Origin of the sequence: Natrinema sp. CBA1119, assembly GCF_002572525.1 — an archaeon.
Taxonomy (GTDB): Archaea; Halobacteriota; Halobacteria; order Halobacteriales; family Natrialbaceae; genus Natrinema.
On the sequence record NZ_PDBS01000001.1, the window covers coordinates 2,344,739 to 2,369,090 of the forward strand.

Genomic DNA, 24,352 nt, shown 5'->3' on the forward strand with positions numbered 1-24,352 from the left:
GTAACGAGAACGAATGTCCCGAGACGCGACACTCTGGTCGACGGCCTACGAACGGTTCGGCATTCCCGAGACGCTCGAGCCGTATCCCGACGAACCGGTCCACCGATTCCTCGAGAACGCCGCGGCCGACCACCCGGAACAGGGGATCATCCAGCACGGCGAGCGGTACACCTATCCGGAGCTACTCGCGGACGTCGAACGCTTGGCGACGGCGCTGCGCGAGCGCGGCGTCGAGAAGGGGAGCAGGGTCGCGACGATCCTGCCGACGTCCGCCCAGTTCGTCGTCGCCTCGAACGCCATCTCGCGGGCCGGCGGCGTCCACATTCCGAACGATTTCCTCGACGCCGAGGACTCGCTCGCCTACCGGCTCGAGCAGGGCGACCCGGAGGTCCTGATCGGCCACGACGAACACCTCGAACTGGTGCGCTCGCTCGCGGACGACCTCGACCTGGACGACGTCATCCTCACGTCGCTGGACGACTACTCGGCCGATCCACCGGGCGACCACGAGACGATCGACGGAGCGGAGTGGCTGCCGGACGTTATCGAAGCGGCCGAGCGAGCACCCCCGAGTATCGACTTCGACGTCGAGACGGACGTTCACACGCTGCTGTTCACCGGCGGCACGACCGGTCTCCCGAAGGGGTGTCTGCTGACCCACCGCAACCTCGTGGCCAACGCGTTGCAGGGCGTCGCCGCGCAGTCCCAGCTGGCGGAGATGATGCGCGGCAGCGAGGCGGCGGTGATGGCGCTGCCGATGTATCACTCGTACGGCTACTCGATCACCAACAGCCTGCTCGAGCTCGCGCTCGACCTCCTGGTCGTTCCCGACGCGCGGAACACGGCCCAGATGAGCGAACTGGTCGAGACGCACGACCCGCTGATCATGTTCGGGGTTCCGACCCAGTTCATGGAACTCGTCGACGAGGAGCTGTCGGCGGAGGTACTCGGTATCTCCGGCTCCGCACCCCTGGCGAGCGAGACGAAATCGGAGTTCGAGCGCGAGTCCGGCGGCGTCTCTCAGGGGTACGGGCTCTCCGAGATGTCCCCGATCACGCACTTCAACATCCACGGCGTCCACGGGTTCCTGACCGGTTCGTCGGACGACGACGGCCTCGATCAGCCGACCATCGGCATCCCCGTCCCGGACACGGACGTCAAGCTCCGCGACGTCGACACCGGCGAGGAGATCCCGCTCGAGGCGGCCGCGGCCGACGGGCTCGAGGGCGAGATGCTGGTGAACGGCCCCCAGCGGATGAAGGGGTACCTCGACGAGGACAGGGACCCCTTCGACGACGAGGGGTACGTCGCCACCGGCGACATCGCGAAAGTCGATTCGGCGGGGCGGTTCTACGTCGTCGATCGCGTCAAACACATGATCAACGTCTCGGGGCTGAAGGTCTACTCCGAGGAAGTCGACGAGGTCCTGTACGCGCTCGAGGGGGTCAAACGACCCGCGACGGTCGGCGTCCCCGATCCGGAGCGGCCGGGCAGCGAACGGGTCCGGATCTTCATCGAACCGGAACCGAACGCCGACCTGACCGAGGCGGACGTGATCGACCACCTCGAGGGGAACGTGCCACAGCACGCGATGCCCTCGAGGGTGACGTTCGTCGAGTCGATCCCGCTGACCGACATCGAGAAGACGGACAAGGAGGCGCTTCGCGAGCGCGCGACGGCGGACGCGGCCGACTGATCCGTTTCGTCGCGTGTGAATCCGAGCGGGTCTCTCCGTTCTCCCGGACGCCCGTCGCTCGAGCGCGCTCGACATCCGCGATCGATCCGTGTGGTCGCCCCTCTCCGGACGCGCTCCGTCCGTTCGACGACGCCCAGAAAATCGAGTATTCGAGGACCGGCGTCCTCACCGACCAACGTCGCTCGGCTACTGGAGTCAGCTGACGAGCCAGATGAGGGCCCCTACTGCGATCAGTGCGAGGCCCGCGGTCGACGTGATCGGTTCCGGGAAGACGAAGAGTACGACCCCGGCGGCGACGAGCAGCGCACCGAGCCCGTACTTCGCTCTGGCTCGATCGAACCAGCTCCCCGACTCGTCCGTAGTCGGCACGTTCGAGCGTCCTCTCTCCCGGTCTAACAGCCCGCTCGAGTCGTCTTCGGTTCGGTCCTCCGATCGTCCTCTCACTCGGTCGACGACGCTTCTCGAGTCGTCCTCGGTTCGACTCTCGGTTTGTCTGAATCGCATATAGTCGTCTTATGCATCACGTACGAACAGCGGATCGCCTTCCTGTGCCGGCCGTTGAAATTCAAACTGACAGATAGAATCTTGGAGGGTTCTACGACGACGCTTTTCGGCAGTTATGCCTGCCCTACGACTCCGGTATCGTCTCGAAGATATTTGCTGTGTCCGTCGCAATTATACGTTTCCAAACTGCCAAACACTGGCTCGTGTAATTGATGGCACGCTCGCGCCGGGAGACGCCGGTCAGAGCCCGCCGTTACGGGGACTCCGATCGCTCTCCGTCTCACCACGAACGGATGTGACGGGACGCGCTGCGGTTCGTTGCCGTCCGAGACCGTCTCTCGCGACTGAGCGAATCGACGTAGAATGCGTTTTCCACGTGCCAGCGCGTGCCCGCCGTTGCGGTCTTTTCGACTCGGTTCTGACGGCGCTCGGCACTCCGTGCGTCGTCGATGGTCGCGCCTCGAGCCGGGACCGACTCGCCGACCGTCACGGCTCGGAATATAAACCTCCGCGTATTCCACGGATCACACTGTTCGTCGGTTGCTCCCTATTCACGGGTAGCGGGACCCGTCCATCCGGCGGGCCCGAACCGATAGCCATGACGAACGACGAACTCATTCAGGAGATCGACGCATCGCTCGAGAAGTCGAACGACGAACTCGAAGACGACCTGCCGGCGCTGCTCGGCGAGATGGAGGGCCAGACCGAGGAACTCGTCCGGGAATACCCCGAGACGTTCGGCCGCGTGGTTCAGCGAATGGAGTCGATGGACATCGCGTCGTTCGTCTCCGAGAACCCCGACACCGCCGATCAGTTCCAGGAACTGCTCTGGGCCGGCATGAACGTCCTCGTCGAGACCTCGCCCGCGGTCCGCGAGAGCATCGACGAGGACATCACCGTCACCTTCGAGGCCGACGACTGCCCGATGGAGGGCCACCTCGAGGTCGACGAGGACGCGCAGACGATGCGGGGCGGCGCGGGCAAACTCGACGATCCGATGCTCGAGATCACCGGCCCGGCGGACACGCTCGTCGGCCTCATCGTCGGCAGCGTCGATCCGATTCAGGGCTTCATGAAGCAGAAGTACGAGATGGACGGCCCGGTGCAGAAGGGCACGCGCCTCGCGCCGATCATGAACTCGCTGTCCGAACAGGTTCCCGCGGAGTCATAGAATGCGGCTGACCGAGGACCAGACGGCGTTTCGCGACGATCTCCGGGCGCACCTCGAGTCCGAGATCGAACCGATCGTCGACGAGGCGGATCGCAACGGCCCGATGACGCGCGACGACCTCCTGGGCTATCTCGACGGGTTGCACGATCTCGGAATCGGCTTCACCCCCGACACCGTCGACCAGTACTTCGGCGACGTCTGGCGGTTCGTCATTGCGAGCGAGGAGATCAGCCGCGTGTGGCCGAGCCTGAACGTCGCGCTTCAGATGTCGTTCCCGTCGCTGTTCGTCCGCTTCGCCGCCGATGAGACGCGGCAGGCAATGCTCCCGAAACTCGAGGAGAACCGCTGTCTCGGCTGTCTCGCGGTGACAGAACCCGAGGGCGGCAGCGACACGGCCCACCCGAACACCGTCGCGCGAAAGGACGGCGAGGAGTTCGTGCTCAACGGCGAGAAGGTATGGGTCGGCAACGCCCAGATCGCGGACGTCGCGCTCGTCATCGCTCACGACGCGTCCGAGGACGCCCAGGACATGTTCCTGGTCGACCGGGCGAACACCGACTTCGAGACCGAGGAGATGAACAAGCTCGGTTGGAAGGGCGTCCCGAACGGTCGCATGATCCTCGACGACGTCCGAGTCCCGGTCGAGAACCGGTTCTCGACCATCTTCGGCGACGCGATCGCCGACGGCCACGACATCCACGATATCGTCCCGTTCCCCGAGAACGTCAGCCAGCTGTTCTTCGAGCACAAACCGCTCAACGTCATGTTCTCGTTCATGCGAACGGGGATGGCGTTCATGGCGGTCGGGATCATGGAGGCGGCGTTCGAGGACGCGCTGGCGTACGCCCAAGAGCGTGAGACGTTCGGCGAACCGATCGGCCAGCACCAGCTGGTCCAGGAGAAGCTCTACGACGTTCGGACGGCGATCGAGGCCTCGCGTGGCCTCTCCCGCAGCGCCGCCGAAGCGCTCGTCGACGGGGATCCGGACGCTCGACTCCTCTCTTCGCTCGCGAAGGGGTACGCTTGCGAACAGTCGATCGAGGCGACCAGCGACGCGCTGCAGGTGCTTGGCGCGTCGGGGCTGGACCTCGAGAACCGCATGGAGCGCTACTATCGGGACGCCCGTGTGATGACGATCCCGGACGGCACCACCGAGATCCAGAAGCTCATCGTCGGCAAGGAGCTGACCGGGATGAGCGCCTATTGACCGGTCGGCTCGCTCTTACTTCGATTCCATTTGTTCGCTTGCGATTCGGTTCCGATCGGTTCTCTCGGTCTCGCTCGGTTTCCTCGGCCCCGTCGGCTACGATGCCGCGAGCCGCGCGGACCCTACACGGACCGTTGGAAGTCATTTCCGGAGCAACCGCGAACCGTCCTAGGATTGCTCCGGGACATCGTTCCAACAGCCCGTGTCAGCCGTCGGATCGAACGACGATCCGATCGTTCACCGTTTCGACGTTGCTGACGGGGATCCGCAGTCGACCGTCATCGTCAGTGAGGCTGGTGAGCACGGACGACGGGCCGCTGTCGGAGTCGACGACGAGATCGCGGAGGGAGCCGGATTCGGGATCCATCGTGATGGTAGCGAGCGTCCCGTAGTCGGTGCCGTCGATTCCGACGATCGGTTTGCCGCTGAGACGTCGCGCGAATAATTCGCTCATATGGATTCGGCCCACATCCCGTAGTAAATGATTTTGGTCACTCGTTCGGGAAACTAGTTCCAAATGGTATGTCCGGCAACCGCGTGTGACGGTATAAATCACCGCGGATACGCGGAACAAGGCTGAGGCGCGTTACCGATGACCGATGGATAGGCATCGACGATGGCAGATTCCAACGCCAGCACCGGATCCGACGCCGGTTCGAACGCCGATCGCAACCCCGACGAGCCTGCGTCCTGCCTCGCGCCGGCCTCGCTCGTCGAGACGATCGAGTCCCTCGAGGTCGACGCTCGAGAGGTCGAAGCCGCCGTCGCGGGCGGGCTCGCCGGCGGCTTTCAGGCCGCGCTGGTGATCCAGTTGTACGATACCGACGCGATCAAGCGGGTCGGTGCGGTTTTCGGCGCCCCGACCCTGAACGGCGGCTGGCTCGCGATGTTCGCGCTCGGCGTCCTGTTCGCGCTGCCGTTCAGCGTCTTCGTCTCGCGTTCGATCGACGCGTTCGTCTCGAGGGTCATGCTGCTCTCGAGTCGCAACGAGCACCTCCGGAAACTCCTCGTCCCGCTGCTCGAGCGATCCGCGCTCACGACGACGACGCTCGCGCTCGGCAACGGCTACGGGGTCGCCGTGGGCGTGGTCCTCTCCCTGTTCCTGATACCCGTCTGGTTGACGGTCGCAATGGGGGTGCCGATGGCGATTCCCGACGTCACTGTCGGCGGCCTCGTCGGCGTCGTCGCGTGGGCCCTCTACGGCGGGACGCTCGGGTTGGTCTATGGACTGATCCTCGAGTACTGACGGGATACCGGTCACACGGGACACCGGCCGCTCGACGGGAAACGGGATCGCGGCACCGAGTTCGCTCCGGCACCGTACTTTCTTCTCGATAGCCTCGAATGGATCGTCCATGAATCGGGCCAGACTCGCGGGAGCCGGTTTGTTTGCCGTCGGATTTATCGGGTACGTCGTCGGGATCTCCGTCGAGTACCCCGGACGGGCGTTTTCGATCACGGCGATCATCGTCGGCGTCGCTCTCGTCGCGATCGCGGGACGGTCTGAGCCGGGAGAGAGCGTATGAGTCTCGACGCGATGGTGTACACGGCCGACGGCGCGGAGCAGTACGACGATCTGGCGACCGCGATCGAGACGCCGGGAGAGACGTGGATACACGCTGCCGACCCCGTTCCGAGCGAGATGGAAGCGATCGTAGAGCGCTTCGACATTCACCAGTTGGCCATCGAAGACGTGCTCGAGGGAGGGACGCGACCGAAGACCGAGGAGTACGAGACGCACACGTTCGTGTTGCTAAAGACTGTCCGGCTCAGTCAGCGCGACGATGTCGCGTTCCACAAGGAGGTACAGACGAACCCCGTCGGGTTCTTCATCGGCACCGACTGGGTGGTGACGATGTCGACGACCGACGTCGAACTCGTCGACCCCTCGGCGTCCCGGTGGGCGAAGAACGGCCGCCGATTCGCCGACCGCGGGGCCGACTTCCTCGTCTACCGGATTATGGACGCCATCGTCGACGACTACTTCGTTCTCCTCGACGAGATCGAAGACGATATCGAAGCGGTCGAAGAGCGCGTCCTCGACGAGCCGGACCCACAGCTGTTGGCGACGCTGAACGACGTCCGGCGGGACCTCCTCGCGTTCCGAAAAGTCGCTTGGCCCGCTCGAGAGGCGATCTCGTTTCTCTCCCGCGGCGACGTTCCCCAGATCGCCGATCACAACGAGAAGTACTTCCGAGACGTCTATGACCACCTCGTCCAGGTCGTCGACCTCATCGAGACGTACCGCGACCTCACCGGCGGATCGCGGGATATCTACCTCAACACCGTCTCGCAGTCGACCAACGACGTGATGAAGACGCTGACGGTCGTCGCGACGATCTTCATCCCGCTGACGTTCATCGCCGGCGTCTACGGCATGAACTTCGCCGAGACGCCCCTGGCCATGCCCGAACTGTACTGGACGTACGGCTATCCGGCGACGATGCTGGGAATGGGCCTCCTCGCCGGGCTGCTGCTCGTTCACTTCCGCCGACAGGACTGGCTCTGAATCGCTCGCCAGGGGACGCTCGAGGGCGGAACGAAACGGGGCGGGCCGAGAACGGAGCGAAAGAGGGGGCGGCCGAGGGCGGAGCGGAACCGAGTCACCGTACTCGAGCGATCGCGAACAAGTTTGCCACCGCGTCGCCGCCGACCGGTGGCTGGCAGACCGCCCGCCGTCGAGCGGACTCAGAAGATGAATCGGGAGTCCACGTCGGCCGCAATTTCGGCGAGATCGACCGCCGCGTCGGAGTACTGCAGGATCTTCTGCATGTCGCCGTCGATCTCGAAATCGCCGGACATCAGCATGTCGATGACGCCGCCCTCGCCGCGGACGAGCGTCGTCCACTGCTCGTAGTCGCCGACGAGGCGGAAGCCGTACTCCCGCTCGTCGAGGTCGGTGATCGTGTCCACCTCCCGGCACTCGCCGTCGCAGAGGTCGAGATACGAGTACACGGTGCCGTCGTCGGCGATGTTTTCCTCGAGTTGCGTGGTCAGTTCGGCGAGGAGGTCGGGGAGTTCCGCCCGCAGCTCCGGCCAGGTGCGGTCGGGAATCTCCGCCATCGTCGTCTCTAGGACCTCCTCGGTGACGCGTTCCTCGAGCGACCCGGTACGGGACTCGATGCGGTCACGTACATCGGCGGGCGCTTCCTCGAGAATCGCCTCGAGTTCGCCCTCCGAGAGGCCCGAGAGTTCGTCCTCGACGGCGTCGACGATCTCCGGGGGCAGGTCGGCGATCGCGTTGCTCTCGAGAGGGACGTCCTCGATCTGGAAGATGAACGAGCCGTCGAAGTCGACGCCCCAGCCCGCCGAGTGCTCCGCGTACTCGTCGCTCTCGTTGATCGCGTCTCGATACGCCTCGAGCCACGGTGCGGTCGGGAAATACTGTTCGATCGGTCGGAGTCGTTGCGTGCTCATGTGTGGCCACCGGGCCGCGACGGACCCGATATAGAACTGTGCTCAGTGTGAACGCCTGTTGTAATTGCTCCGGGTATCCGAGGGAGTTTATCAGCCATCGGGGGTCACTCGAGGATCGGAGACACTCGAGACGAGCCGCTCACTGCCGGCTGTCCCCGTTCGGCGGGTTTCGGTCTCCATCACTCGCGGACTTCCGCGTCCGTTGATCGGTTCCCGTGCGAACCCATCTCACATATATCGCCTCGGATTCGCGGACGAACGCTGAAGCCGCCGAATCCCGTCCGTGAACCCATGACAGACTGGTTTCCGTCCAGAGAGTGGTTGGAGAGTTACCGCGCCAATCTCAACGAGGACGACGCGTACGCGGCCGAGAGCGACGGCTGGGGCGTCGATTTCGACGGCGACTTCCGGTTCGTCCTGACGCGACTCCCCCTCGAGGAGACCGCGCTCGGGGACCTCCCCGACGACCTGACCGCTGACCTCTCCGACCGGATCGACGCGCTCGGGGACGACGAGTTCGACCGGCTGCGGGAGACGGCGACGCCGGCCTTCGAAGCGCGACTCGAGTCTGCTGAGTGCGATGGTGACGACGGCGACCGAGAGCGGTTCCGGCGCGCCCTCTCGGGCGTCGCGCTCGCCGACGTTCCCGACGTGGCTTGGCCGGCGCTCGAGGACCAGATCCGGGGCGACCTCGACTCGCTGCTCGCGCAACTGGAGACGTACGTCGTCGACGACTCGCGGGTCCACGCGCACCTCGAACTGGAAGACGGCGTCTGTCGACGGGCACAACTCGTGGAAGATCCGTCGGCGCGGGACGTGGGATTCGAACTCGAGGCCCCCTACGAGACCTGGACGGACCTCCTCGAGGGCGCGGACGTCATCGAGTCGGTGATGTCCAACGAGATGGCCCTCGAGGGAAGCGTGACGCGGGTCATCCACTACGGCGACGCCGCGGCGGCGATGGGTGACGTCGCCGGCGAGACCGACGCGCGATACCTGTTCTGATACGGTCTGCTGTCAGTCATTTCCGGCGCGACCGCGATCCGGCCTGCCGTCGCGCCGGTAAATCGTTACAGCAAACCGTATGAGTGGATCGATCGAGCGCGGATTCTCGGCGTGACTTCAACTGCCGGTTATTCGAACGAGTACGCTCATTGTTGACACCGGCGATCTATGCTTGTGTCACAAGTTACCACAACGGACGGGTTCCGAGCGGAACGGATCGACACCGAGAGCAAGTGGTACGACCTCTTCCAGAAAGGGGTCGAACTCGGGACGTGGAACGTCGAGAAGCTCTTCGAGGAGGTCGGGTTCGAGGAGGACCGCGAGATCTGGCGCTCGCTCGAGCCCGTCGAGCAAAAGCAGATCCGGTATCTGGTATCGGGCTTTCTCGACGGGGAGTTCGCGGTCGGCGAGGACGCGAGTCACCACCTCCAGCGCATCATGGGTGCGCCGTGTTTCGACGACAACGAGGAGATGGAGATGTATATGACGATGTTTACGCTGACCGAACACAAGCACACGCAGTTCCTCGACGTCTACATGCACGAGGTGATGGGCGAACAGGACGTGTTCGCCGACCTGAATCCGAAACGCGGCGGCGCTCGGATTCCGATCGTGCAGGCGACCGGGCTCGGCGAAATATTCGATCGGCAGGGCCAGCTAACCGCTAGAGCGGCCCACTCGCAGGACCCCGTCGACATCGCGAAGGCGCTGACCGTCTACCACATGATCGTGGAGGGGCTGCTCGCCCGCGGCGGCTTCTACGCGATCAACAAACTCTCGCAGAACGCCCCGTTACCGCTGTTGAACCACGGATTCAAGTTCATCAGCACCGACGAAGGGCGGCACATGACCCACGGCGTCGAGGCGCTGGGCGAACTGCTCGCGAAGGAACGCGCCGGCGAGCCCGAGTTTCAGGGCGTCGGTCGGGCCATCGAGGACGTCCTCTACGAGAACGTTGCGTCGGTCGCGGACTTCGGCTACATGTTCACGGACGCCGTCGGCGACCCCCTCGAGATCGATTTCGACGACCTCCTGATGCGGGTGGGCCACCTCATCGACGGCCAGTTCAACGAGACGCTGGCCCTCGACATCGACCACCGGAAGATCATCGGCCTCGTCGCCGACCGCCATCAGGAGTGTCTCGAGAAAGACATCGACGAGGAGGTCCGGGAGTATCAGAAGGTCTACCAGCGAAAACGCGGCGTCGCGGCGGACGGAGGGCGATAGGATGACGGACGACACTGAGACGACGACCGATTCCGGTGCATCGACCGAGACCGAACTGCGGGAACTGTCCCGCGGTGCGGAGTTCACCGCCTCGGAGGACGAGGTGATCGACGCGATCGAGGACGCCGCCGACGAACTCGGCCAGCGCTTCGAGACGGTGCGCGATAACGTCGCCTACATCATGGACTCGACGTTCGAGGAGGAGGGCGTCAGCACCTCGTTCAACGAGAGCATTAGCGGTGCCAGCCTCGAGCACGACGAGGTCGGCACCGGCGATCCGCGTCTGGAAGCGCTGGAACTGTACAAGCTCCGCCAGCGGATATAGATGTACGAGATCACGTTCCACCTCGAGGACGGGACGGAGACCGTCGCGGTCGGCTCGGACGAGTACGTCCTCGACGCCGCCGAGCGCGCCGGCCTCGAGCTCCCCCACTCCTGTCGAAACGGGATGTGTACCTCCTGTGCGGGCGAGTTGCTCGAGGGCGAACTCGACGGGCGCGAGGGGACGGCGCTCACCCCCGAACAGGCGGACGACGGCTACGTGTTACTGTGCTGTTCGTACCCGCGAGCGGACAGCGAGATCCGGGTCGGAGAGCGGGTACAGGACGACCTGCTCGGACTCGACGCGCTGTAATTCGGAACAATCGCTTCGAACCGCGCTCCTATCGTGTGACCGGGTGTGCAGTGACTGTCAGTCAGCGGGATGGACATCGGTTACCGTCCCCACGCCCTTGCTGCGGCCCTCGCGGAAGACGAACTTCTGGCCCTCCTCGACGAGGTACGGGCGGAACTTGAACCGGACGGTGGTCTCGCCCGTATCACCCGGCAGGAGTCGGCCGTTTTCGGGGTAGAAGGCCGCGGCCTCGCCGATCGTCTCGAGGTGGACGACCGGTTCGTACCCCTCGCCGATTCGGGTGGGGTGATTGAGCACCATGACTTCGGCCTCGAACTCCCGGACGGGGTCCGGATCGGCATCTCGCGGTAACAGGACCATGCCGCGTTCGATCGCGCTCTCCTTGATTCCCTTGAGTGCGATCCCGACGATCCGGCCGGCCTGGGCCTTGTCGACCCGGTGATAGTGCATCTCGATTGAGCGAACCTCGACCTCCTGGAAGCGGCCGTCGGCCATCGGGCCGAGCAGGAGTTCGTCGCCGGCCTCGACCTCGCCGGCCATGACCGTGCCGGAGGCGACCGCGCCGACCCCCGTGACCGAGTAGCTTCGGTCGACGTACATCCGGAACTCGCCGGTGTCCTGGGACGTTTTCGGGAGCCGATCGAACAGTTCGTCCAGCGTCTCGAGGCCGTCCATCGTGATCGCGCTGGTCTCGACGATCGGAACGACGCGCTCGCTGACTTCCTCGACGGCGGCGTCGATGCCGTGACGGGCGACCCGCAGCGGCGATTTGTCGACCTCCCGGAGGAGTCGCTCGACCTCGCGTTCGACTTCCTCGATGCGCTCCTCGTCGACGGTGTCGGTCTTCGTGATCGCGACGATCGTCGGGAGGTCCGTGGCGAGCAGGACGCCGAGATGTTCGCGGGTCGTCCGGGTCGGCCCGTCGTCGGCGTCGACGACCAGCAGGCCGTAGTCGAGTTTCTGCCCGACGAGGCCGCGGATCGTCGTCCGAAGCCACGGCTCGTGGCCGACGGTGTCGACGAAGGAGACGAGCCGATCGGCCTCCTGGACGACTTCGGCGCGGTCGGCCTTTCGGTTCGGATTCCGCACGCGAACGGGGCCGTCGTCGTCGAAGCCGTAGACGGCGTAGGAGAGATCGGCCGAAAGGCCGCGCTCGACCTCGTGGGGCTGCACGTCGAGGAATGCGCGCGTCGCACCGTCCCCGTCGTCGGGTTTGCCCGTTACGAGCGACCCTACCAGGGTACTCTTTCCGTGATCGACGTGGCCCGCCGTCCCGACGACGACGTGTTCGTCGTCCGTCTCGAGGACGCCACCCTCCTGAACCTGAGCGACGCCGACGATACCCTCGTTAATCCCCCAGGTCTGCACGTCTTCGATGTGTGCGTCGGCCTCCTCGGCCAGCAGGGAGAGGACGTCCATCGTCTCGGAGAAGGTGTCGGGATCGATCCCGGCGAGGCCGCCGTCGTCGGTAACGCCGACGACGTACGTCGCCTCGCCGTCGCCCGAAAGGAGTCGGTGTCGGAGTTGCGCGGCCAGACTCTCCCGTCGTCCACCCTCGAGGTGGACGTCTCGTGACAGCCGTTCCTTGAACTCGACGTTGCCACCGTCCTGTTCGCCACGGTCCAGGGCTCGCTCGAGGAGAGCCCGGTCACGGCTCATACCCCCTGGTAGCGGGGCACATGGCAAAAGCCTTCCCGTGTATTGACAATGTTTGACATGGTACAACTCCTGAGTCGAAGAAAACTACGCCGAAAGGGACTCGAGCGTCGCGAAAACGCCCTGCAGTGTCCGATATCGTCGCGTGGCCGCGCGTCCGGGCCGAACGTGCCGGGGCCGCTTTCAAGCCCCTCGAGTCCGTCCCTCGAGTCATGAGCGTCAGTGGTCTCTGTCAGATCTGTGAATCGCGTCCGGCCCAGGAGCGGTGTTCCAACTGCGGGACGCTCGTGTGTGCGGTTCACTACGAGGACAGCATGGGGTTGTGTGCCGACTGCGCCTCGCAGGCACAGCCGGGCCCCGGGAACGACGACGTGGAGATCAACCAGCTCTGACCCGACCGACGAAACCGAGGACAGCAATCTCGTGACTTCGATACGCGACCTGCTCGGCGAGTCACTCGGCGTCGGCGAGACGTATCGGCTCCGACTCGAGGAGCACGACGGAACCCTCGTCGCCGACCACCCGAACGACTCGAGTCCGATGGACATCGCCGTCGTCGAGGGGTTGGACGGACTCGAGGAGCGGCCGCCGGCGGAGCCGGTGACAGTCGAGATTGTCGGCCGGGTCGTCGATGGGCGGATCGCGGGTCGGGTGGTCGAGCCCGGTCGTCGAACGGCGGAGAGGAGTCACTGACAGTTATCCATACCTGATCGCATGACAGCGTTGCGGTCAGTGTGTGATTCGTTTCAGTGGCTCCGATAGCGGAGAACGGGTTCCCCCTCTATGAGAGGATCGATAGATTGCGCCGCGGCAACGGTAGTCTTGTCGGAAAGCATTTCACGCAGCTAGTCCTGTGAATAGATATGGGCGTGCAATCCCGTGGCGAGTCGACCGACGATACCGTTACCGTCACCAAGGAGGGACAGTGGTACGTCGCGACGGACGAAGCCAGCGGGATCGCCAGTCAGGGCGAAACAAAGTCCGAAGCCCTCGAGAATCTCGCCGAAGCGCTCGCGCTTCACGAGCGACCGGAACCGGATAGCGACGACGAACCGACGGAGCCATCGACGGCACCCTGGTTCTAACCGATCGCCCGCACGTAACGGGTGGCTTTTTGTGGCGGTCACGAGTACGACAGCGCAGTGACACGCGGGACGTATTCCGGACGCGAGATCGTTCGCGCTCTCGGGAACTGGGGGTTCCGCCGCGTCGATCAGACGGGGAGCCACGTCAAGCTGAAATACGTCCATCCCGAGACGGGTGAAACACGATACGTCACCGTTCCGCTGCACGACGAACTCGCGGTCGGAACGCTCCGAAGTATCGCGGACCAGGCCGGGGCCGACGACTTCCAAGCGTTCCTCGACGAGATGGACGAGATGACCTGACCGACGCTGACGAACTGATTCTCGAGCGCGAAGCAGCTAACAGCGCGTTATTCTCGGTACTGATTGAGCCGCTTTTTGAGTCGCTTCGCGGCTTGCCCGCTGGCAGTAGCGAACTCTTCACCACGATCCTCGCCGGCGAAAATGATTCCGCGCGAGGAGTTGACCAGTCCGACGCCGTCGGTCAGCCCGTACTCGATCGCCGCTTCGGCGTCGCCGCCCTGTGCCCCGATTCCGGGGACGAGGAAGGGGAGATCCGGCACCTGCTCGCGGAGGTCCTCGAGTTCCTCGGGCTGGGTCGCGCCGACGACGAGCCCGACGTTGTCGTTCTCGTTCCAGAGATCCGCCAGCGCGGCCACTCGCTCGTAGACGGACTCGCCGGTCTCGAGTTCGAGGTCCTGTAGATCCGCGCCGCCCGGGTTCGAGGTCCGACAGAGAACGAAGACGCCGGCCTCCTCGTTCGCCAGGAACGGCTGCAACGAATCGCGGCCCATGTAGGGGTTGACGGTGATCGCGTCGACGGTCTCGAGCAGCCGTGCGTACTGCCGCGTCGTGTTCCCGATATCGGCGCGCTTGGCGTCGAGCAGGACGGGAACGCCCTTCCCGTGGGCGTAGGCGACGGTCTCCTCGAGGGCGCGCCAGCCGTCGGGGTCCTCGTAGAAGGCCGCGTTCGGCTTGAAGACCGCGGCGTGCTCGTGGGTCGCGTCGATGATGCGCCGGTTGAACGCCCACCTGGGGAGGTCGTGTTCGTGCAGGTGGTCGGGAATGCGCGATTGGTCGGGATCGAGGCCGACGGAGACGACGCTGTCGACCGTTCGGATGCGGTCGTGCAAGCGGTCGAAGAAGTTCATATCGAGAGTGGTCACGCGACAGTCGAAAAGGTTGCTATCCGCTGGTCAACGACCGGTAGCGGATCGTTCGCGGTGCCGATACGCCGACGCCGACCGGTCCGCGGCGTGCCACGCCACACCGAACCGTTCCAAATACTTTAGACATCAGCTACTTGCTTCCTATAGCAGTTGACCACTGTATGGGAATACGACAGAACGCGACGTCGTTCTCGCAGCGACTTCGCGAACGGGTCCGATCGACGCTGACGAACGAGACGGAGATCGCGGCCGACGAGAGCGATCACGGGGGAGAGGACAGCGTCTCGAGCAGATTCGGCAATCTCTTCCACTGCTCGCGGTGTGGCGACGTCTATATCGCGACCGAGAAACGCGTCTGCTCGGGCTGTGACGTGGAGGTCGAACAGGTCAGCTCGACGCTGGCCTGCAACGGCCGCTGACGGCCCCGGACTCCGCTCTCGATCGCTCGGATTCGCGCTTCGTTTTCGTTACGCCTCGAGCACTTCGATCAGGTTCCCCTCGGGATCTCGCAGAAACATGATCGTGGTACCGCTCTCGGTCGTTCGGGGCTCGCTGAGCGTCGGCACGTCCTCGGGGAGCGCTTCGGCGAAGGACTCGAGGTCGTCGACCGAGAGACCGACGTGGGACGCGCCCGGTTGATTGAGCCCCGCCGTCGGGGACCCCCTCGCTTCTGGCTCGTACTCGACGAGTTCGATTCGGGCTCCGTCCGCCTCGAGATGTGCGAACTCCGCGCTCGCATCCTCGACGCCGACGGCGTCGGAGAACGCCTCGCCGCCGACGCTGAATCGGTCGGCGACTGGCAGATCGAGCACGTCGCGGTAGAACGCGAGCGTCTCCTCGAGGTTGGCGACGGTGATCCCGACGTGATGTGCGCTGAGCGCTGTCATGTGTAGGGCGTGTGAGCGCGAGAGAAAAACGCTTCCGTCTGTGCGGTCGGTCACGTCCGGCGGTCTGCCGGGACCGTGCGGTGGATGCGAATCAATTCGTGGGAGTTCCGACCGGGTCGCCGAGCCGAATCCCAATCGGCAGTGGCTCGGTCGTCTCGCGCCCCGAACGTGCCCGAATAGCGGGCGCTGTTGGCGATCTTGAGGTGACTACCGCTCACAGGTATCGTAGTCACTGAAACGATTTATACACTGATCGCGACGCGGTCGTGCGATCAGGTACGCATTGACTTTCAGTGACTACTATAGTTTCCGAGACATCTCCGAGGACAACGTTTCTCCCGACCGACTGTCCAATGATGTCTACCGGTCGAACGCAGCCGATGTCGGATTCGAGACGCGAACCGCATCGCCGACGCGACTTCGTCAATCGTCCACGGTCGAGGCCTGCTCGCTCGTCTCCGTTCCCGGACCGGCGGCCATCGTCGGCGCGTCGCTCGTCGAGACGGGGCCCTCCGCCTCGAGTTCGGCGAGGGACTTCGGGAACGTGCGGAGCCCCTTGTGAATCGCGAGCCCCGCCTTCGCCCCCTGTCCCATCGCGACGGGGATCTGGTTGTGGCCGGGTGTCAGGTCGCCGACGGCAGAGAGGCCGTCGACAGAGGTTCGGCCGTGGTCGTCGACCGCGACCGTGCCGTCGTCGTTCAGATCCGCACCGAGCGACGCTGCGAGGCCGTTGTTGTACTCGCTGCCGTACATCGCGAAGCCACCTCTGTACTCCCGTACCGTTCCGTCGGCGAATTCCAGTGCCTCGAGCCAGCCGTCGTCGCCGTTTCGGACACCGGTAACGTCCTCGTGGACGATATCGACGGGGTGTCCCTCGAGCAGCGTCGCCGTCTCGTCGCCCCAGGTCGGCTCGTCACCGCGGAGCAGCAGATCGACATCGTCGGTGAAGTTGAGCATGATCATCGCGACGTGAGCCGCGCTCTCGCTGTGCCCCATCACGTAAACCGACTCGCCGACGAACATGTACGCGTCACAGTGGAGACAGTAGTGGAGCCCGCGCCCGGTTCGGGGCAGCGGTGGCTCGGGTCGCTCGTCGGTAAAGCCAGTCGCGAGGACGACTCGCTCCGCGACGGCCGAGCCGTCGGTCGTCTCGAGCGCGAACGAGTCGTCGACTCGTTCGATCCCCGTCACGAACTCTCGTCGGTAGTCGGCGCCGTACGACCGGAGCTGGTCGACGGCCGTGGAGAGGAAGTCGGCCCCCGACACCGATTCGGGGGTCCCGATGACGTTGTGCGTGTCCTGCATCATCGCGGCGCGGCCGCCGCCACGGTCGAAGACGGCGGTCTCGTGGCCGAGACGCGCGGCGTACAGTGCGGTCGTCAGCCCCGCCGGGCCGCCACCGACGACGGCGACGGCGTACCGGTCATCGTCCGTACTCGACTCGGGAGTCGTTCCTTTGGAGTTACTCATAGTAACCCGGTAACGCTCCCTCATTCATAAACGTCAGCTAACGATAACGTTACTCGGTTACGAGATGGTAAGCGCCTACCGGTGACCGCGGTTCGGTAGCGAGAGCGCCATTCGACTGTTCACTCAGGGGTAACTGAATGTAAGTAGGTTACAAGATGTAACTATATGGTGCGGCGGGCCCTCACTGCCGACTATGGACGAGTCGACACGGGGAGTCGAAATCTGGTGTTCGGGCGAGGACTGGTGTCCGATCACCTCCACGGCGACGCTGATCGGGAAAAAGTGGCACACCGTCATCATCCACCGACTGCTCGAGAACGGACCGCTCGGGTTCAACGCGCTCGAAGAGGAGGTCGACGGCATCTCGAGCAAGGTCCTCTCGGACGCGCTGGACGACCTCGAGGAGAAGCGGCTCGTGAACCGCGAGATCGTCAGCGAAAAGCCCGTCCGCGTCGAGTACTCGTTGACCGAACTCGGCGCATCGCTCGAGCCGGTCATCGTGGAGATGCGAGACTGGGGGAGCGAACACCTCGTGGCAGCGTCTGATGAGGATAGTTCGGTCGCTTGAGCGGCCGTAAGAACGGAATCGAGCCGCGTTACTCCTCCGGCTGGCGTTCCGGGAGGCCGGCCTCGATCGCGAGTCAATGTCAATAAATCCGGGAACGAACGGGGCGCTCGTCGAGGCTGCCCTCGGGACGTCACGAACGCTAGTCTCGGGCGTCCGCCTTCGGGAACAGATCGTCATTGAGAGAATACACGTGCTGTCTGGCGTCCGCGAACGATATCTGCGAGTCGACGAGGTTGTGTTCCTCGAGTTGCTGTAACGCGTAGCGGACCGTTCGAGCGGGGAGCATCGTCTCCTCGGCGAGTCGAGACTGGGTGAGGCTTCCCTCGTGTGCGAGGACCGTCAGCACGAGTTTGGCACTCGGCGGGGTCTCGTCGACGGCGTCCGGGGCGGTTTCCGCGGTGAGAACGACCTGGTCACTCATGTATTGTCCCTCTCGCCGCGAACCGTCTTTAATGATGTCTTGCACTCCGGATCGTTGAACCAGCGGTCGTATCGGAGCCCTCGCTGTGTCATCGGCAGCGTCACTCCCGGAGGAAATCGCTCGCGAGTCCGGGGAAGACTGTCTCCCCGAAGTGGACCGCGAGGACGACGACGATCGGACCGAGGAACAGCCCCCACCAGCCGAACGCGAGCGTGCCGAGGAAGTAGCCGAGGAGGACGAGACCCATGTGGACGCCGCTGCGCGCGGAGAGGAACGACCGCGCGAAGAAGTCGGGGATGGTGTCGACGACGACGAACGTGAGCGCGAAGAACGCGATCGGATGCCAGAGCGGCTTCGGGGTCGTCAGCGCGACGCCGAGGAGAACCAACCCGTAGGGGACGTAGACGATTTTCATCCCGACGGCCGGGATCAGCGTCCCGATCCCGATGAGCAGGGAGAGCAACACCGGCGTCCCGACGACGGTCCCGCCCGAGGCGACGAAATTGAGCCCGTAGTACGTGACGGCGGCGGCGGTGGCTGCCACCAGGATAACCGCTAGATTGCTGAGGAAGACCGTCTCGAGGTCGTCGTCGACCGCCTGGGTGTACGAGACGATGTCGTCGTCGTGGTCGATACTCTCGTAGAACCACCGACGCAGTTTCTCGTCGTCCCGCAGGAGGTAGAAGAGAATCGTGAGCATGAGAAAGAACCGGGCGAGGACCGAGAACACCTCGCCGGCGACCGACAGCAGCCGACCGACGGCTCCCGGCACACCCTGTCGAAGCGCGCCCGCGAACGAGCCACCGCCTCCGCTCCCGACCGCGTCTCGAAGCTCGCCGACGTTTCCCCGACGAATCGGCTGCAGGTACGGCTCGAGGGTCGACCGGTAGGCCTCGAGGTCGCTCGCGGCGAGGAGCTGATCGAGTTCCCTGAGCCCGACGACGGCCGCGTAGACGACGACGGCGATCATCGGCAGGATAACGAACAGGATCGTGGCCGTCGTGGTCACGTTCGGATGGCCGATGACTCGATCGAGTTGTCGGTAGAGCGGCCGCGTCGCGTAGTACAGGAAGATCGCGAAGAGGAACGGACCGATGTACCTGAAGAGAGCGAGGCCGATCAGCGCCGCGAGGACTGCTCCGAGCATGACCCAGGCGACGCGCTTGCCGTCCCAACTGTCGAACACGCCCATGGTCACTGCCACAGGAGTGAGCGCCAAAAACGCCCGTTTCGGAAAGTGAAACGGTACTCGATGCGTGACCGTCATCTCGAGGAACTTTATGCGAGTCTCGGCGCTCGCCGACGGCGAGCGATCGCGCTGACGGTGTTACTCGATCACGGCTCGTACCTGAAGGTACTCGACGCGGATCGCGTTGTCTCCGAACCAGTCCTCGAGCGCGGCGACCGCGTCCCGGCGGAGCGCGGCCCGCGCGTCGTCGTCGTTCATGCGCCGGAGGACGGGCGAAAGCGGGCCGGACTCCTCGGCGAACTCCCGCCAGAAGTGGTGTGGCGTGGCATATCGGAACTCGAGCAGTCGGCGCTGGAACGAGCAGTCGGTGACGTCGGCAAACTGGTCGCGGACGAAATCAGGCTCGCCCCACTGCAGGTGCGACCACGGATCGCTCGGCGGTTCGTCGACGTGGTCGGTCAAGACTTCCGTGAGGTCCCCGACGACGCCGTTGGGCGACCACGCGGTGAAACAGACTCGACCGCCGGGTTTCGTCACGCGTCGGAGTTCCGCGCCGGCGCGGGTCGAATCCGGCGCGAAGACGTGACCGAAGTTCGAGAGGACCACGTCGAACGCGTTGTCCGGGACGGGAAGCGCCTCGGCGTCGCCAGTGAGCCAGCCGATATCGGCTTCGGCAGCGAGCGAGGCGTTGTCACGGGCCAACTCGAGCATTCCGTGAGCGAGATCGAGGCCGACGACGTTCGCACCCGCTCGACGGGCCGTCAGCGCTGCGTTGCCGGTCCCGCAGCCGACGTCGAGGACGCGGTTGCCCGGATCGATCCCCGCAGTGTTGACCAGTCGCGCGATGGCGGGCAGCATGTTCGGTGCCATCGCGGGGTACCGACCGGCCGACCAGACGTGTCTCGCCGATCGATCGCCGGGTTCGGTCGGGTCGTCCATAGTCGGTGGTCGGTCGCCAGCGTCAAAAGTCGATAGCCGTCTCGAGTCCGCTCGTTGGAGCGATAGAATCGTCCCCGCGAGCGAGCGCTTATTTGCCGCGGGGTAGACGGGGCGGCTATGACTCGCGTCGCGCTGATCGCCCACGACGAGAAGAAGCCGGCCCTCATCGAATTCGCGCGGACCCACGAGAAACAACTGCGGACCTACGAACTGATCGCGACCGGAACCACGGGGCAGCGGCTCATAGACGAGACCGACCTCGAGGTCGAACGCACGGAGTCAGGACCGCTCGGCGGGGACCTGATGATCGGTGCGGAGGTCGCGGCGGGGAAACTCGACGGGATCGTCTTCCTCCGGGATCCGCTGCGAGCCCAGCCCCACGAGCCCGATATCTCGGCGCTGTTGCGGATCTGTGACGTTCGCGACACGGCGCTCGCGACGAACCTCGCCTCCGCGGAGTTCCTCATCGAAGGGCTCGCGGAGTAGTTTCATCTGGTGCTCGCGGAGTAGTTCGTCGTCGGCTCCGAGGAGATCTCTGCTGGGGAGCACCGATCGCTCATCTCCGCGAGGACACGCTATTTAATTGTCGGCTTCGAACGTACCGGTATGACTGTCTACGAAAGCGACCTCCCCGGTGTCGGGAAGAAGTTCGAGGTCGAACTCGAGAACGGGGAGCGACTCGTCATCGTGACGCACAACACGGGGAAACGAGAAGTGTACCTGAAACCGGACACGGATGCAGACAGCGAGAAGGTGTTCGAGGCGTCCGATCGGCTCGCTCGGAAGATCGGGACGATCCTGGAAGGGGCGTACTTCCAGCCGGTGCAAGCCGAACAGGTGGAGACGATGCTTTCCGATGACACCTACCTCGAGTGGTACGGTGTCGCCGAGGAAGCCGAAGTCGCCGGCCAGAGTCTCGCCGAGGCGAACATCCGCGAGCGGACGGGCGTCTCGATCGTCGCCATCCAGCGCGGTGAGACGTTGATCTCGCCGCCGACGCCGGAGACGATCCTCGAGGTCGGCGACACCCTGGTCGTCATCGGCGACCGCGAGGACTGCGCCCAGTTCGAGAAACTGCTCGGAGCAGGGTTCGAGGAGTGAACGGGACGAGCACCGCCGCAGGGGGTGATCGGTAGTGGCGACTGAAACGGCGCTCGTCGATGTCGGCATCCTCTTTACCGCGGTCGCGTTCGCCGGCATTCTCTCGAGTCGGATCGATCAGTCGGTGATCCCGTTCTATATCATCATCGGGATGGTGCTGGGATCGAACGTGCTGGGTGAACTCCCCGCGCTCGCCGGGACCGATGTCGGCGTCGGCGGCGTCACTGTCACCGTTCCCGAGGTGACGGTCGGTGGGATGGACCTTCTGGCAACGCTGGGCGGACTCGCCCTCGGCGAGACGGATTTCATCGTCATCGGGGCCGAGATCGGGATCGTCCTCCTGTTGTTCTTTCTGGGCCTCGAGTTCAATGTGGACCGGCTGCTCGCGAGCAGGGACCGGATCGGCAAGGCGGGGAGCGTCGATCTCGTGATCAACTTCGGGATCGGACTGGTCTTCGGCTACCTCGTCTTCGGGAGTTTCCTCGCGGCCTTTCTCACCGCCGGGATCGTCTACATCTCCTCCAGCGCGATCATCACGAAGTCGCTGATCGATCTGGGCTGGATCGCGAACGACGAGGCCGAACCGCTGCTCGGGACGCTCGTCTACGAGGACCTGTTCATCGCCGTCTACCTGACGATCGCGTCCGCGCTGGTCTTGGGTGGCGGCGATGTCGGAGCGGCCGCCGGCCAGATCGGCATCGCGATCGGCGTCATCCTTGCCCTGCTCGCACTCGTCACCTTCGGAACCGGCTTCTTCCAGCGCTTTCTGGACGCCGATACCAACGAGTTCATCGTCGTCCGAGCGCTCGGCGTCACGATCCTCGTCGCCGGCATCGCGCTGGCGCTGGGCGTTAGCGAGGCCGTTGCCGCGTTCTTCGTCGGCATGACTTTCTCGTCGACTGACCACGTCCACGACCTCGAGCGACTGCTTGAGCCGCTCCGGGACGCCTTCGCGGCGATCTTCTTCTTCTGGATCGGCCTCGTCACCGATCCGGGACTGTTCACGCTCTCGATTCTGGGGATGATCGTCGCCGCCGTCGTCGTGACGACGCCGACGAAACTCGTCAGCGGCTATCTAGGCGGTCGGATCTACGGTCTCGACGACCGTCGCTCGCTCCGAGTGGGCTTCGGGATGGCCACCCGCGGCGAGTTCTCCCTGATCATCGCGAGCCTCGCGCTCTCGGGGGCCGGCAGCGGCCTCGCCGCTGAGACGGCACAGACGATCTACGCCTTCACCGTCGGCTACGTCCTCGTCATGAGCATCCTCGGCACGTCGCTCATGCAGTACTCGAGCCGGATCGAACCCGTCGTGGTCTCGGCGCTCGAGCGGCGACGTTCCGGCGCTGCCGAGCCGGTCCAGGAGTGAGAGCGGGGTGCCGTCTCCGAAGGGATAGCTTCAACCCGCTCGAGCCCCCTGTCACTCCTATGCCACAGGCGGTCGTCTTCGATCTCGATTACACGCTCGCCGTTCCCCAGCGGGACCGAGCGACGATTCTCGAGGATGCCACGACCGCAACCGGTGCGCCGTCACTCACTCGTGACGCGTATCTCGCGGCCCACCGCCGGAACCTCACCACCGAGACGCGCGAGCCCATCTTCGCCGACCTGCTCGCGGACAGCGAGAGCGACGCCGACCCGGCCGCGGTCGCGACGGCCTACCGCGAGACGATCGCCGACGACCTCGAGGCGCTCCCCGGGGTCGAAGCCATGCTCGCGGACCTGCGCGGCGAGTACCGCGTCGGCCTGCTCACCAACGGCCCCGTCCGCGCCCAGCGGGACAAACTCGAGACGCTGGGCTGGGAGGACGCCTTCGACGCCGCGCTCGTGACGGGCGAACTCGAAGCCGGGAAGCCCGATCCGCGCGCGTTCGAGGCGATCACCGGCGAGCTAGGTGTCGACCCCGCCGACGCGGTCTACGTCGGCGACGAGGTCGAGGCCGATATTCGGGGCGCGACCGAGGCGGGGATGCGAGCGATTCAGGTGCTGCTCGAGGACGGTCCAGAGCTCGATTCGCGCGCGATCGCGCACGTCGAGCAGCGGGAGATCGCATCGGCGCTTCCGGGACTCGTCTCGGGCCTCGAGTGAAACGGATTCCGTGAGATCCGCTTCGTCCTGACGGACGTTTTCTCTAGATGAGCCTCGCGCTTTCCCCGGGATTGTTCAGTACAGGGGAAGGGGATGTCACTCGAGACCGGTCAACTGGCGTGCGGTGGCGCGCGCTGGGCCGCGGTGAATGCCAATGAACCGCGGCACGACGTTGCGCGAGGGATGAGCGAACGCTAGTGAGCGAATCGGCTGGGGAGGATGAGGCCCTCCTAGTTGCCAGGAGAAGTCGTTATAGAACTATCAGAAGATCGTCTCACCGAATAGAATTCAATCAGTAATGCGTCGATACGTGTATGGGATCGGGTACGCTGATGGAGTTGAGTAAGACGACGAGTCCTGCTATCGTGGCAACAGGGAATCTCCACGCCCTCCCCAGCCGATTCGCTCGTTCGCTCCGCTCACTCGCTCATCCCTCGCGCGATGGCGTCGGTCGCCCTCGCTAGCACTCGGACGGCCGACAGCGCGCGCCACCGCTCGAGGAACCGTCAAGGAGGAGAGATTCGTCCTACGCGTCGGGTTCCTCAAGTCGACGGCTCACGGTCTGTAACACGTCCGTGGCTCGCTTGACCTCGGCGCCGCTCTCGACGAACACGAGCGTGCGCGGCGGTTTTGTCGCCTTCGGCCGAACCCGAAGATCGACCTCCGATGCGGCTTCGGCCGCGACATCCTGTCCCATCTCGAGCTCGAGGTGTGCCCTGTCGTCGTGAACGAACACGCGAGCGATCCGCTCGTCGTGGCGAGTGACGTCGTAGGCTCGAGCGCCGTCGGCCGTCGGTTCGACGTCCCGATCGGCGTTGGTCACGGCGAAGTGTGCGAGTTCGCCGTCCTCGCGGCCGTCGATTTCGCTCGAGAGGAGTTCGGCGATCCGGCGGCCGTCGGTGATTCGGTCGTCGACCATAC

Annotated in this window: 31 protein-coding genes; 20 read left to right on the top strand and 11 right to left on the bottom strand. The window is 64.7% G+C overall.

Features of this window, described 5'->3' with window-relative positions; genetic code table 11:
- Positions 1-13 precede the first annotated feature (13 nt).
- Positions 14-1,696 (top strand): AMP-binding protein, encoded by a 1,683-nt coding sequence (locus CP556_RS11515; RefSeq protein ID WP_098725749.1) that lies wholly within the window; start codon positions 14-16, stop codon positions 1,694-1,696.
- 195 nt (positions 1,697-1,891) lie between these two features.
- On the opposite strand, the gene CP556_RS11520 is transcribed toward CP556_RS11515, so the two are convergent.
- Entirely contained in the window at positions 1,892-2,200 is a 309-nt protein-coding gene (locus CP556_RS11520) for a hypothetical protein (protein WP_098725750.1), read from the bottom strand.
- Positions 2,201-2,798: 598 nt separating this feature from the next.
- On the opposite strand from CP556_RS11520, the gene CP556_RS11530 reads away from it, so the two are divergent.
- Both CP556_RS11530 and CP556_RS11535 read left to right on the top strand, forming a co-directional pair.
- Positions 2,799-3,371, top strand: coding sequence for an SCP2 sterol-binding domain-containing protein (locus tag CP556_RS11530; RefSeq protein ID WP_098725752.1), 573 nt, complete (start codon positions 2,799-2,801; stop codon positions 3,369-3,371).
- Position 3,372: 1 nt separating this feature from the next.
- Positions 3,373-4,578, top strand: a complete 1,206-nt coding sequence (locus CP556_RS11535) for an acyl-CoA dehydrogenase family protein (RefSeq protein ID WP_098725753.1) — start codon at positions 3,373-3,375, stop codon at positions 4,576-4,578.
- Positions 4,579-4,783: 205 nt separating this feature from the next.
- Here CP556_RS11535 and CP556_RS11540 read toward each other — a convergent pair whose 3' ends face one another.
- Positions 4,784-5,032, bottom strand: a complete 249-nt coding sequence (locus tag CP556_RS11540) for a PRC-barrel domain-containing protein (RefSeq protein ID WP_098725754.1) — start codon at positions 5,030-5,032, stop codon at positions 4,784-4,786.
- 162 nt (positions 5,033-5,194) lie between these two features.
- Between CP556_RS11540 and CP556_RS11545 the strand changes: the two genes are divergently transcribed.
- The 3 genes from CP556_RS11545 to corA all read left to right on the top strand — a co-directional run bounded on the left by CP556_RS11545 (position 5,195) and on the right by corA (position 7,087).
- Positions 5,195-5,824 carry a hypothetical protein gene (locus CP556_RS11545; RefSeq protein ID WP_098725755.1) on the top strand — a complete coding sequence of 210 codons (630 nt, stop codon included), beginning with the start codon at positions 5,195-5,197 and terminating at the stop codon, positions 5,822-5,824.
- Positions 5,825-5,933: 109 nt separating this feature from the next.
- Positions 5,934-6,104: a hypothetical protein gene (locus CP556_RS25950; protein WP_176548172.1), complete on the top strand. Its 171-nt coding sequence runs from the start codon at positions 5,934-5,936 to the stop codon at positions 6,102-6,104.
- Complete coding sequence (gene corA, locus CP556_RS11550) at positions 6,101-7,087, top strand: magnesium/cobalt transporter CorA (protein ID WP_176548173.1); 987 nt, start codon at positions 6,101-6,103, stop codon at positions 7,085-7,087. The genes CP556_RS25950 and corA overlap by 4 nt, the downstream gene beginning before the upstream one ends.
- Positions 7,088-7,266: 179 nt before the next feature.
- Here the strand turns inward: corA and CP556_RS11555 are convergent, their stop codons facing one another.
- A complete protein-coding gene (locus CP556_RS11555; RefSeq protein ID WP_098725756.1) occupies positions 7,267-7,995 on the bottom strand; it encodes an SCP2 sterol-binding domain-containing protein in 729 nt (242 codons plus the stop codon).
- Between the two features lie 291 nt (positions 7,996-8,286).
- Here CP556_RS11555 and CP556_RS11560 point away from each other — a divergent pair, with 291 nt between their 5' ends.
- From CP556_RS11560 to CP556_RS11575, 4 genes are all read left to right on the top strand, one after another.
- Complete coding sequence (locus CP556_RS11560; protein WP_098725757.1) at positions 8,287-9,000, top strand: sterol carrier protein; 714 nt, start codon at positions 8,287-8,289, stop codon at positions 8,998-9,000.
- 168 nt (positions 9,001-9,168) lie between these two features.
- A complete protein-coding gene (locus CP556_RS11565) occupies positions 9,169-10,227 on the top strand; it encodes a ribonucleotide-diphosphate reductase subunit beta (RefSeq protein WP_255291448.1) in 1,059 nt (352 codons plus the stop codon).
- A 1-nt stretch (position 10,228) separates the two neighbouring features.
- Positions 10,229-10,552 carry a hypothetical protein gene (locus tag CP556_RS11570; RefSeq protein ID WP_098725759.1) on the top strand — a complete coding sequence of 108 codons (324 nt, stop codon included), beginning with the start codon at positions 10,229-10,231 and terminating at the stop codon, positions 10,550-10,552.
- Positions 10,553-10,861: a 2Fe-2S iron-sulfur cluster-binding protein gene (locus CP556_RS11575; RefSeq protein ID WP_098725760.1), complete on the top strand. Its 309-nt coding sequence runs from the start codon at positions 10,553-10,555 to the stop codon at positions 10,859-10,861. It begins immediately after the preceding gene.
- Between the two features lie 57 nt (positions 10,862-10,918).
- On the opposite strand, the gene CP556_RS11580 is transcribed toward CP556_RS11575, so the two are convergent.
- The gene (locus CP556_RS11580; protein ID WP_098725761.1) at positions 10,919-12,520 is read right to left on the bottom strand and encodes a GTPBP1 family GTP-binding protein; all 1,602 of its coding nucleotides are present in this window, start codon (positions 12,518-12,520) and stop codon (positions 10,919-10,921) included.
- A gap of 209 nt (positions 12,521-12,729) precedes the next feature.
- Here CP556_RS11580 and CP556_RS11585 point away from each other — a divergent pair, with 209 nt between their 5' ends.
- The 4 genes from CP556_RS11585 to CP556_RS11600 all read left to right on the top strand — a co-directional run bounded on the left by CP556_RS11585 (position 12,730) and on the right by CP556_RS11600 (position 13,905).
- The gene (locus tag CP556_RS11585) at positions 12,730-12,909 is read left to right on the top strand and encodes a hypothetical protein (protein WP_098727381.1); all 180 of its coding nucleotides are present in this window, start codon (positions 12,730-12,732) and stop codon (positions 12,907-12,909) included.
- Positions 12,910-12,940: 31 nt separating this feature from the next.
- Positions 12,941-13,210 (top strand): hypothetical protein, encoded by a 270-nt coding sequence (locus CP556_RS11590; RefSeq protein ID WP_098725762.1) that lies wholly within the window; start codon positions 12,941-12,943, stop codon positions 13,208-13,210.
- A gap of 170 nt (positions 13,211-13,380) precedes the next feature.
- The gene (locus CP556_RS11595; RefSeq protein ID WP_098725763.1) at positions 13,381-13,602 is read left to right on the top strand and encodes a type II toxin-antitoxin system HicB family antitoxin; all 222 of its coding nucleotides are present in this window, start codon (positions 13,381-13,383) and stop codon (positions 13,600-13,602) included.
- A 57-nt stretch (positions 13,603-13,659) separates the two neighbouring features.
- A complete protein-coding gene (locus CP556_RS11600; protein WP_098727382.1) occupies positions 13,660-13,905 on the top strand; it encodes a type II toxin-antitoxin system HicA family toxin in 246 nt (81 codons plus the stop codon).
- Between the two features lie 47 nt (positions 13,906-13,952).
- Here CP556_RS11600 and pyrF read toward each other — a convergent pair whose 3' ends face one another.
- Positions 13,953-14,753 (bottom strand): orotidine-5'-phosphate decarboxylase, encoded by an 801-nt coding sequence (gene pyrF, locus CP556_RS11605; RefSeq protein ID WP_098725764.1) that lies wholly within the window; start codon positions 14,751-14,753, stop codon positions 13,953-13,955.
- Between the two features lie 179 nt (positions 14,754-14,932).
- Between pyrF and CP556_RS11610 the strand changes: the two genes are divergently transcribed.
- Complete coding sequence (locus CP556_RS11610; protein ID WP_098725765.1) at positions 14,933-15,190, top strand: hypothetical protein; 258 nt, start codon at positions 14,933-14,935, stop codon at positions 15,188-15,190.
- A 48-nt stretch (positions 15,191-15,238) separates the two neighbouring features.
- Here CP556_RS11610 and CP556_RS11615 read toward each other — a convergent pair whose 3' ends face one another.
- Both CP556_RS11615 and CP556_RS11620 read right to left on the bottom strand, forming a co-directional pair.
- A complete protein-coding gene (locus CP556_RS11615) occupies positions 15,239-15,658 on the bottom strand; it encodes a VOC family protein (RefSeq protein ID WP_098725766.1) in 420 nt (139 codons plus the stop codon).
- Between the two features lie 423 nt (positions 15,659-16,081).
- Positions 16,082-17,128, bottom strand: a complete 1,047-nt coding sequence (locus CP556_RS11620; RefSeq protein ID WP_098725767.1) for an NAD(P)/FAD-dependent oxidoreductase — start codon at positions 17,126-17,128, stop codon at positions 16,082-16,084.
- 193 nt (positions 17,129-17,321) lie between these two features.
- Here CP556_RS11620 and CP556_RS11625 point away from each other — a divergent pair, with 193 nt between their 5' ends.
- Complete coding sequence (locus tag CP556_RS11625) at positions 17,322-17,696, top strand: winged helix-turn-helix transcriptional regulator (RefSeq protein WP_098725768.1); 375 nt, start codon at positions 17,322-17,324, stop codon at positions 17,694-17,696.
- 139 nt (positions 17,697-17,835) lie between these two features.
- Here CP556_RS11625 and CP556_RS11630 read toward each other — a convergent pair whose 3' ends face one another.
- From CP556_RS11630 to CP556_RS11640, 3 genes are all read right to left on the bottom strand, one after another.
- A complete protein-coding gene (locus CP556_RS11630; RefSeq protein WP_098725769.1) occupies positions 17,836-18,117 on the bottom strand; it encodes a MarR family transcriptional regulator in 282 nt (93 codons plus the stop codon).
- A 100-nt stretch (positions 18,118-18,217) separates the two neighbouring features.
- The gene (locus CP556_RS11635; protein ID WP_098725770.1) at positions 18,218-19,309 is read right to left on the bottom strand and encodes an AI-2E family transporter; all 1,092 of its coding nucleotides are present in this window, start codon (positions 19,307-19,309) and stop codon (positions 18,218-18,220) included.
- A gap of 135 nt (positions 19,310-19,444) precedes the next feature.
- A complete protein-coding gene (locus tag CP556_RS11640) occupies positions 19,445-20,245 on the bottom strand; it encodes a class I SAM-dependent methyltransferase (protein ID WP_098725771.1) in 801 nt (266 codons plus the stop codon).
- A 117-nt stretch (positions 20,246-20,362) separates the two neighbouring features.
- Here CP556_RS11640 and CP556_RS11645 point away from each other — a divergent pair, with 117 nt between their 5' ends.
- From CP556_RS11645 to CP556_RS11660, 4 genes are all read left to right on the top strand, one after another.
- Positions 20,363-20,731, top strand: coding sequence for a methylglyoxal synthase (locus CP556_RS11645; protein ID WP_098725772.1), 369 nt, complete (start codon positions 20,363-20,365; stop codon positions 20,729-20,731).
- A gap of 120 nt (positions 20,732-20,851) precedes the next feature.
- Positions 20,852-21,346, top strand: coding sequence for a cation:proton antiporter regulatory subunit (locus CP556_RS11650; protein ID WP_098725773.1), 495 nt, complete (start codon positions 20,852-20,854; stop codon positions 21,344-21,346).
- A 34-nt stretch (positions 21,347-21,380) separates the two neighbouring features.
- Positions 21,381-22,712, top strand: coding sequence for a cation:proton antiporter (locus CP556_RS11655; protein ID WP_098725774.1), 1,332 nt, complete (start codon positions 21,381-21,383; stop codon positions 22,710-22,712).
- Between the two features lie 59 nt (positions 22,713-22,771).
- Positions 22,772-23,431: an HAD family hydrolase gene (locus CP556_RS11660; RefSeq protein ID WP_098725775.1), complete on the top strand. Its 660-nt coding sequence runs from the start codon at positions 22,772-22,774 to the stop codon at positions 23,429-23,431.
- Positions 23,432-23,957: 526 nt separating this feature from the next.
- Here CP556_RS11660 and CP556_RS11665 read toward each other — a convergent pair.
- Positions 23,958-24,350: a DUF7993 family protein gene (locus tag CP556_RS11665; protein ID WP_098725776.1), complete on the bottom strand. Its 393-nt coding sequence runs from the start codon at positions 24,348-24,350 to the stop codon at positions 23,958-23,960.
- Between the last annotated feature and the right edge of the window lie 2 nt (positions 24,351-24,352).